The sequence below is a fragment of the uncultured Oceanicoccus sp. genome (genome assembly GCF_963968385.1).
Taxonomy (GTDB): Bacteria; Pseudomonadota; Gammaproteobacteria; order Pseudomonadales; family Dasaniaceae; genus Oceanicoccus.
Genome location: NZ_CAXAHB010000102.1, coordinates 1 through 4,755, shown reverse-complemented (window position 1 = coordinate 4,755; position 4,755 = coordinate 1). Strand labels below are relative to the sequence as shown.

The window sequence follows — 4,755 nt, the reverse complement described above, 5'->3', positions numbered from 1 at the left end:
AAACCAAAGTGAATACCCGAACTCGATTAAAGAGCGGAGAAACATTGCTGATATCCGGTTATCAGCAGTCTATGAATTCTACCAAGAACTCTGATTATTTTGGTGTCGATCTTTTTGGTCACAGGGATTCAGCCTCGAACAGGCATGAAGTGATGGTGTTATTAACCCCCGTTATTTTGGATAACTAGACTGATGGCATTTATTTCTACTGATAATAGCGATATTGAGTTTGTGGTTAACCCGGTACGCGAGTATTCGGCAGCCACCGGCAGAGCTCAGCTGCTGCGTGAAATACGTGACAAAACCCAAGAATACGGCGATTTTTGTCATGTTCGAAAATTAAATGACGGATACGCTATTGCCTACAGTCATGATCGCGGCTATCTACTGGGCGAGTCTGTTGCGCGCCACTTTGACTACCCTGAAAACCTGATCTGGTGTGAAAATATTGATAACGATCGTCAGGACGACGCCAGGATAGCCATTGTTATTGTGCGCAACCAAAAAATTATGCTGGATGCAGAATTACCGGCAACCGTGGTGGCAGACGATATTGGTATGGGTATTGGCGCGGGCGACGAAGTTTTCGATATTTATACCTATGGTGAGGTGCCGGTCAAACAATCAACCGAGTCCGCTGACTCTAACGATATGGTCATAGACCCTGCCAGAACAGGAAATTTTGTCACCTTAAATCAAGGCATTATTAACCTTATTATCCCCGATAAGTCTGATCGCTTGTCGTCACCTGCCAAGGCGGTAACCCGAGCAGGTCTTGTCAGTCATGCCTGGAAATATGCTGTGGGTCTGGCAGCGCTTTCGGCATCATTTTATTGGGGGTTTATTTATACGCCCCCGCCTCCACCAAAGCAGGTGATAAAGGTCGTTGATAACTACAAAAGTTACCGGGTTGAGCTGCAGTCTATTTCGCCCTCAAATGCTCTGTTGTTATTGGGCAATGACTATCTGCGTCTTTTGACCCTGAGCCGCTGGGAGCTTGCAACAATGCAAATAAGCGACGATAAGCGTACGGGTTATAGCCTTCGATCCTCTGTGCCGGATTATCAGCAAGCTGCGGATTTTGCCGAAAGTTTTGACAGTACATTTGCTATTAAGCAGCGTGATATTGTGCTGAGGAAAAGCCTGCCAGACAATCTGGCCAGAGCAGAGCCAAAAAAAATGGTTTCACTGGATGAGTTGACCATCAACTTGCTTAACGATTTATCCTTAAACCCCAACTTGAGCGCATCTCTGGGCAAGTATTCCGGTAATAACCATTATCGAAAACGTCAATTAAGTTTGAGTGCACAGCAAATCTCCCATGCGGATCTTGTTTGGTTGGCCAGTATTTTGGATGGCCGGCCATTAAATTTAAATAGCGCCTCGTTTAGTGTCAGCCGATTTAGCTTTTCCGGCGATATTACTCTCACTTTATTTGGGTACTAGTATGAACAACAAAACTATTGCACAGTCGGCAGTCTTTATCGTGATTTTTGCGGTTGTCATTTGGTTGGCTGCTGATATGTTTTTGGAGGGCAGTCCCGAAACTGCCAATACAGCGACCGAAACAAAGGTCATTACTCAGCATAGACCACCGCCTGAAAAGGTGTCCTCTGAAACCATGCACGAAGCCACCAGTGCAATACAGTCTCCTGAAGTTAAAATGATCAGTTCTGTATTTAATGAGAAATTTCTTACCCTTCGTCAGGAGCAGTTAAATCTTCAAATAGCACAGGTTATTGCCAGTAAACGCAAGGTGGTCGGCAGTTCTCGTAAGGCCAATCGGACTGCTTTACCATCCTCTGATTACGTTGCCAATGTAGCTGCTGCCAAGGGCAATAGTAGTGCCAGCTCTGCATTCGCAGACGCGACCCTGACGTACTTTGATTATGATCGACAAAAAGCATTGATCCGGTATGACCAAAGGGTCATCCCTGTTTTTAAGGATCAAGCTATCGGTGATATGACCGTAGTAGCCTTGAAGGAAAATGGAGTGCTGATATCAAAGGGAAATACCCACCGTTTACTGATCGCACCCAAAACACGCAATCCTTAGTACGGTTATGGAACAACCGACGAAGTAGCAACTGCTTAACAGGAAAGGAATATCCATGAGCGAAATTGAATTAATTAAGCCCAAGCTGCATAGCAAACAAGCGGAGGAGATAGCTGCCAAGGCCAACCTGCCAGTAATCACCGATCTGATGCAGTTGTCTTCTCTGCAATTATTAAATAACAGCAAACTGGTAGCCAAGGCAAAAGAAAAGCATATTGCGTTGCTTGCCAATGGCCAGCTGTTGTGTGCCGACCCTTTTGACATAAGTGTCCGTACCATTAAAACCATGGCAGAGCGGGCTGGGTTTGCTAACAAAACCTTTGTGACTACCGGTGATATTATTGATGCTGTATTTGAATCGGCCGGTGATCAAATAGCAGCCTTGGCTGAAAAGGATAGTGACCCGTTTAGCGATACCAAAGCGCAAAGAACACTGGATGAGATTCTGGAGCAAGGTATACATTTTGGCGCCTCCGATATTCATATAGAAATTCGTCCGTCGGAAACCTATATTAAATACCGGATATTGGGATCTATCCGGCTGAAATCCAAATTGAGCGTTAATTTGGGCACGGCTGTAGCCAATGTTGCCTTTCGGGTAAAAGCCAATAAGGACTTTAACCTCAAAGAGGTACAACAAGGTGCCTTTAATGCGAATTGGTCAGGCGGGCAAACCCGGCTCCGGATCAACTACCAGCCCTGTAGTGGTGGTGGTGATGTTGTTATGCGTTATCTGTCAGTGGGCGATGAGCAAGAGGCACCGCCCTTATCCAAGCTGGGGTTTGATCCTCTGCATCAGGAAATTCTGGAAACCAATCTGCGCAAGGGTGATGGCATTATCCTGATAGCCGGCCCGACAGGCTCCGGTAAAACCACCGCCCTGGCAAGCCTGTTAAATGAAGTCCCTGACGACCGTAAAATCTATACCATTGAAGACCCGGTAGAAAAAATAATCCCCAACGCTTCCCAGATTAATGTTAGTGGCAACGCTGATGATTCAGAAGATCTGTCGGAAAAATACACTTTGTATCAGAAAAATATTCTACGGCAGGACCCGGATGACATTATGATTGGCGAGGTGCGCGACCTGTCAGTGGCCGAAACCGCATTGCATGTCGCCACCACCGGCCATATGGCACTGGCTACCATTCATACCAATGGCGCCTTGCCCATTATTATTCGCCTGCATGATATTGGTATTTCCTGGGAAAAGCTGTCCAGCCCCGGTTTATTGCGTGCACTATCCTATCAGCGTCTTACCCCCTGTCTGTGTGAAAATTGCAAAATCAGCTTCTCTGCGATGCCTGCCGATCATCCCTACAACAATAACCGCAAATTATTATCAGCCAAATTGCGTATCGATGACTATATGCGCGATTTTATGCAGCACTGTAAGCAGCGCAATATTCACTGTGCTCCCTATGTGATTAACCCGCAGGGTTGCAGTCAGTGTGATGGTGGCTTTAACGGCCGTACCGTGCTGGCAGAGGTGATCAATATCGACAGGGCAGTAAGGCGCTATATCCACGAAGGCGATATGCTCGGCCTGGAGGAATACCTGCATAAGATGGGTTGGGAAAATATTACCGACCACGCTATGCACCTGGTGCGCCAGGGCCTTGTTGACCCGTATTTTGTGGACAGCATCGTTGGCCCGATTGGTGCTGATGATGAAGAAAACAGCTTTGATTATAACGCGCAGCGTAGAAAACTCAGTGATCGGGTTGCCGATCAGCCTGCCGTCGAGGAGAGTGCCTGATGGATCTGAATATCTTGTTGGATGCCGAGTATTGGCAGCGCTATATGATCACCAAATGGCGGCAAACGGTGTCCTTTAATACCAAGGCTCAAATTATCTTACTTGAAGATCTTATCAGTCAAATTGATGCGGGTGTTCCGACAATTAATGCGTTTACCTTGTTTTCTGCCAACTATCAGGGTGACACCAAGCAGGTTTGTCTGTCGGTTATCCGCGCATTAAACGAAGGCGGTTTAATGGTAGACGGTTTTAAAGGGTGGTTTCCCGAGCAAATTATTATCTCGATACGCGTTGGTGAACAGCGCGGTCTGTTGGTCAAAACCTTAAGGAATGTGATTGATTATCTGCAGGCCAATTCCGGCGGGGTCACCCTGTTTCTCTCTAAAAGCGCCTATTCCTTGATGATTATGATTATGGCATTTGTTATGGCTGTGAATGTCAACGATGGTTTTTACACTGTAGTTAAAGAGATCAAGCCGATGGAAGAGTGGCCCTCGGATGCAGCAACGATTTATGCCTTTTGGCAGTTTATGATTCAAAACTGGTGGTTGCTGCTGTTATCGCTGTGTGCTGTGGGTGCGTTTATCAGTTATCAGCTAGCCAACTCGGTGGGCAATATCCGTAGCCTGATGGATGATCTGCCGATTTATAAGCAATACCGCTTGCAGCAAGGTGCGGTATTTTTAAAAAATCTTGGCCTGCTGTTGCAAAACGGTACCTCGCTTAATGAATCACTAACCGAAATTGAAAAGGGTTCTACTCCCTATATGAAATATCACCTGCGGCGTATGCGTCATAAACTGGCCACAGGGGATGGAAATGAAGGTGACGTGCTCAACACCGGTCTATTGCAGACTGAAACCATTAACCGGCTGCGAACCTTGGCAGATGTTAGTGATTTTGAGGTGGCAATGGTACGGCTGGGTGAGCAAACATTAAC

At 46.4% G+C, this 4,755-nt stretch carries 5 protein-coding genes; all 5 read left to right on the top strand.

Going from position 1 to position 4,755, the window contains the following annotated elements; genetic code table 11:
- A partial coding sequence (locus AACP44_RS08530; protein ID WP_339340106.1) for a hypothetical protein occupies positions 1-188 on the top strand: 188 nt, incomplete at its 5' end.
- A 4-nt stretch (positions 189-192) separates the two neighbouring features.
- Positions 193-1,446: a hypothetical protein gene (locus AACP44_RS08525; protein ID WP_339340105.1), complete on the top strand. Its 1,254-nt coding sequence runs from the start codon at positions 193-195 to the stop codon at positions 1,444-1,446.
- Between the two features lies 1 nt (position 1,447).
- Entirely contained in the window at positions 1,448-2,056 is a 609-nt protein-coding gene (locus AACP44_RS08520; protein ID WP_339340104.1) for a hypothetical protein, read from the top strand.
- Positions 2,057-2,111: 55 nt separating this feature from the next.
- On the top strand, positions 2,112-3,815 hold the full coding sequence (locus AACP44_RS08515; protein ID WP_339340103.1) for an ATPase, T2SS/T4P/T4SS family: 1,704 nt from the start codon (positions 2,112-2,114) through the stop codon (positions 3,813-3,815).
- Positions 3,815-4,755: type II secretion system F family protein (locus tag AACP44_RS08510; protein ID WP_339340102.1), on the top strand; the 941-nt coding region annotated here is incomplete at its 3' end. The genes AACP44_RS08515 and AACP44_RS08510, both read left to right, overlap by 1 nt.